Genomic DNA, 3,673 nt, shown 5'->3' with positions numbered 1-3,673 from the left:
ACATCGGTTATGCCGACCTCCTGGTTATGCCGACCCCGGGGGTGGGGGTGCAGGTCAGCGGGTCGGGAGGAGCCGAAAGGTCGGCATAGTCATCGGCGGCGCGATGCTCGGGATCTCTACCTGAGGAGGCGGCCATGGCCGATGTGGATGTCAATCGTGCGGACGTGTTGGAGGCTTGGGCTGAGCCGTTGGAGGCTTGGCTGACAGACTCCGCAATCTCGGAGGGACGCTCCCGCCGGACGGTACTGGCGTTTAGCCGGTTCTCGGCCTGGGTGACCGGTCGGGGGCTGGGAGCCGAGGACGTGAACGAGGACGTCATCGATGAGTACGTCGATCTCGAGCGGCAGCGGTCGGGCAGCAGGGTCCCGGCCGCAGCGCAGTACCTGCCGCTGGTCAAGCGGTTCCTGGCCGCCCACGGCGTGCTCGTCTTGCGTCCACCGTTGAGCCGCCGTCGCGACGGTCGGCCGCGCCTGAGGGAAGGTCCGCTGGATGAGGCCGTCCTGGACCTCGTGGGCTGGCTCCAGGGCCAGGGGTACGCGGCCGGCACGGTGGTTTCGGTTGCCTGCACCGCGGCACGGCTGAGCTCCTGGATGGCCGCGCAGGGCTCGGGCGTGCAGGATCTCGACGCCGCGCTCCTGGCCCGGTTCGTGGCCTCGCAGGCACGGAGTCGGCGTCGTCGGCATCCCTCCTCTGCGCGACGGATCGTGACGGTGCGCAAGTTCCTCCTGGCCACCGGCCTGCTGGCCCCACCTTCACTGCCGCCGCCGGAGGCGCCGACGCCGGCCGAGCAGCTGCTGCAGGAGTGGACGGCGCACCTGTGCACCCAACGCGGGGTCAGCCGAGGGTGGGCGAATGAGACCCGCCGATGGGTTGCAGGCTTCCTGGCCGAGCTGGCTGTCGACTCCGACCGGAACCTGATCTGGGACGGTGTCGACGCGGCCGCCGTGAACCGGTACGTCGCCCGGCAGGGGCAGGGGTACTCGCTGGCGTCGCGGCGCCATCTGGTCTCCGCGATGCGCGGCCTGTTGGACTGGGCGTTCCTGACCGGGCGGGTGAACTGCTCGATGTCCGCCGGGATCCTCCGGCCGGCACCGGCCGCGCCTGCTCTGCCGCATGGCCCGACCACGGTGCAGGTTCAGGCCCTGATCGCGGCCGCGGACACCAGCACGCCGGCAGGTCTGCGCGACCGGGCGATCGTGATCCTGATCAGCCGGCTCGCGCTGCGCGCCGGGGAAGTCGCCGCGTTGGGCCTGGACGACCTGCACTGGCACGACGGGAGGCTCGTGATCCACGGTAAGGGTGAGCGGGTTCTGACCCTGCCGCTCCCTAGCGACGTCGGGCAGGCACTGGTCGACTACCTGCGGGACGGACGTCCGGCAGGAGCCGCGGACCGGGCCGTCTTCACGCGACTGCGCCCGCCGCTGGTCGGGCTCAGCAGCAAGGGCGTCTCCGGTGTCGTCGCGCATCTGGCTGCGGGGGCAGGGCTGGGGACGGTGCACGCTCACGCCCTGCGGCACACCGCCGCGACCGCGGTGCTGGCCGCCGGCGGCTCGCTGATCGAGGCCCGCGAGCTGCTCGGGCACGCACGCACGGACACCACGATGGTCTACGCCCGGACCGACCTCGTTGCACTGCGCGAGCTGGTCACGTCCTGGGGGAAGGTGCCCGGGCCATGAGCACCCTGCACGAGCACCTGACCGAGTACCTGACGATGCGCCGCGCCCTCGGATACGACCTGGACAAGCTCGAGCATCTGGCCGGGCAGTTCTGCGACTGGCTCGCCGCCGCGGGCAAGGAGACGTTCACCACCGCCGACGCCGTCGAATGGGCGCGGCTGCCCGCCGCCGCGGACCCGCGCTGGTGGGGCATGCGCTTGGGGTCGGTGCGCACCTTCGCGAAGTACCTGCACGGGATCGGCTTGGACGTGCAGGTCCCACCCCCGGGGATCCTGCCCGCCGGGCCACGACGCGCGGCGCCCTTCATCTACTCCCAGGCCGACCTCGACGCGCTCTTGGACGCCTGCGGACAGGTGTTCATTCGGCCTCTGCTGGCCGCGACGATGCGCACCGTGATCGGGCTGCTGGCCGCGACCGGGCTGCGGATCGGCGAGGCGCTGCGACTGACCACCGGTGACATCGACACCGCGGCCGGGGTGCTGCTGATCCGGGCGAGCAAACGCAAGGACCGGCTGGTCCCGGTACACCCCTCCACCGTGGAGGCGATCATCGGCTACCGCGACCTGCCCGCCCGGACCGCGACCCACCCCGCCGCGGACGGGCCGCTGCTCGTCAGTTCCCGTGGCGTCGGCTACCAGCGCAGCACGATCGAAGCCCACTTCGCCCGGCTCGTCACCACCGCCGGACTGCGACCACGTGGGGCCGCACGTCCCCGGCCCCACGACCTGCGACACACCTTCGCCACCGGGCACATGGCCGCCGCCTACTCCGAGGGTGGCGATCCGCAACGCACCCTGACGCTGCTGGCGACGTGGTTGGGACACACCAGCACGGCGCACACGTACTGGTACCTGGCCGCGTCCCCGGAGCTGATGGCCCTGGCCGCGACCCGGCTCGAGCAGCGGCAGCAGGTGCGGTCATGACACTCCTGGCGCCCTCCCTGCAGTCCTACTTCACCGACCACGCCCACGCCCGTAAGGGCCTGTCCCCGAACACGATCGCGGCCTACCGCGACACCTGGCGGCTGCTCATCAAGCACCTCACGGCCACCACCGGCGTCCCCGCGGACAAGATCGACCTGGCCATGATCGACGTTGAGGCCATCACCGCGTTCCTGGAGCACCTCCAAGCCGTCCGCGGCAACAGCGCCGTCACCCGCAACGCCCGGCTCACCGCGATCCGTGCGGTGCTGGCCGTGACCCTGCCCGACCATCCCGAACACGCGGACACGATCACCCGGGCCCTGGCTGTCCCCGCCCGCCGCGCCACCCCAAGGACGGTGCAGTTCCTGACCGTCGAGGAGACCGAGGCGCTGCTGGACGCGCCGGACCCAAGGACGTGGACCGGGCGCCGCGACCGGGCACTGCTGACCCTGGCCGTACAGACCGGTCTCCGGATCAGCGAGCTCACCGCTCTGACGATCAACGACATCCACACCGGCGCCGGCGCGCACGTGACCTGCACCGGCAAGGGACGCAAGTACCGGGCCACCCCGCTGACCGCCGCCACCCTGACCGTCCTGGTCCCCTACCTCGCCGAGCGAGTCACCCGTCCCGGAGCCGCCGTCTTCCCCGGGCCACGCGGGCAGCACCTGTCCCGCGACGCGCTCGAGCGGCGACTGTCCAAGCACCTGGCCGCCGCCACCGAGCGCTCTCCCTCCCTGAGGGCCAAACACGTCACCATGCACACCCTGCGACACACGGCGGCGATGAGGCTGCTCCAGGCCGGCGTCGACGTCGCCGTCATCGCGCTGTGGCTGGGCCACGAGAACACCTCCAGCACGGACGTCTACCTCCACGCCGACATGACCATCAAACAAGCTGCGATCGACCGCACCCGAGGTCCACAGGTCACGCCCGGCACCTACGCACCCGCCCCCGACGTGCTCGCCTTCCTCACCAGCCTCTGACTATGCCGACCTTTCGGCTCCTCCCGACCCGCTGACCTGCACCCCCACCCCAGGGTCGGCATAACCAGGAGGTCGGCATAACCGATGT

The 3,673-nt window shown here is 71.3% G+C and carries 3 protein-coding genes; all 3 read left to right on the top strand.

Going from position 1 to position 3,673, the window contains the following annotated elements; translation table 11 throughout:
* Window positions 1-134 precede the first annotated feature (134 nt).
* Genes ABWV20_RS19120 through ABWV20_RS19110 form a run of 3 tightly spaced genes read left to right on the top strand, consistent with a single transcriptional unit; the run spans window position 135 to window position 3,585 of the window.
* Window positions 135-1,676 carry a tyrosine-type recombinase/integrase gene (locus tag ABWV20_RS19120; protein ID WP_353358046.1) on the top strand — a complete coding sequence of 514 codons (1,542 nt, stop codon included), beginning with the start codon at window positions 135-137 and terminating at the stop codon, window positions 1,674-1,676.
* Complete coding sequence (locus tag ABWV20_RS19115; protein ID WP_353358044.1) at window positions 1,673-2,599, top strand: tyrosine-type recombinase/integrase; 927 nt, start codon at window positions 1,673-1,675, stop codon at window positions 2,597-2,599. Before ABWV20_RS19120 ends, ABWV20_RS19115 begins: the two co-directional genes overlap by 4 nt.
* Window positions 2,596-3,585 (top strand): tyrosine-type recombinase/integrase, encoded by a 990-nt coding sequence (locus ABWV20_RS19110; RefSeq protein ID WP_353358042.1) that lies wholly within the window; start codon window positions 2,596-2,598, stop codon window positions 3,583-3,585. The genes ABWV20_RS19115 and ABWV20_RS19110 overlap by 4 nt, the downstream gene beginning before the upstream one ends.
* Window positions 3,586-3,673: the final 88 nt, after the last annotated feature.

Origin of the sequence: Intrasporangium sp. DVR (genome assembly GCF_040365325.1) — a bacterium.
In the GTDB taxonomy this organism is placed as follows: domain Bacteria; phylum Actinomycetota; class Actinomycetes; order Actinomycetales; family Dermatophilaceae; genus Intrasporangium.
This window is presented reverse-complemented; position numbering and strand designations above follow the sequence as displayed.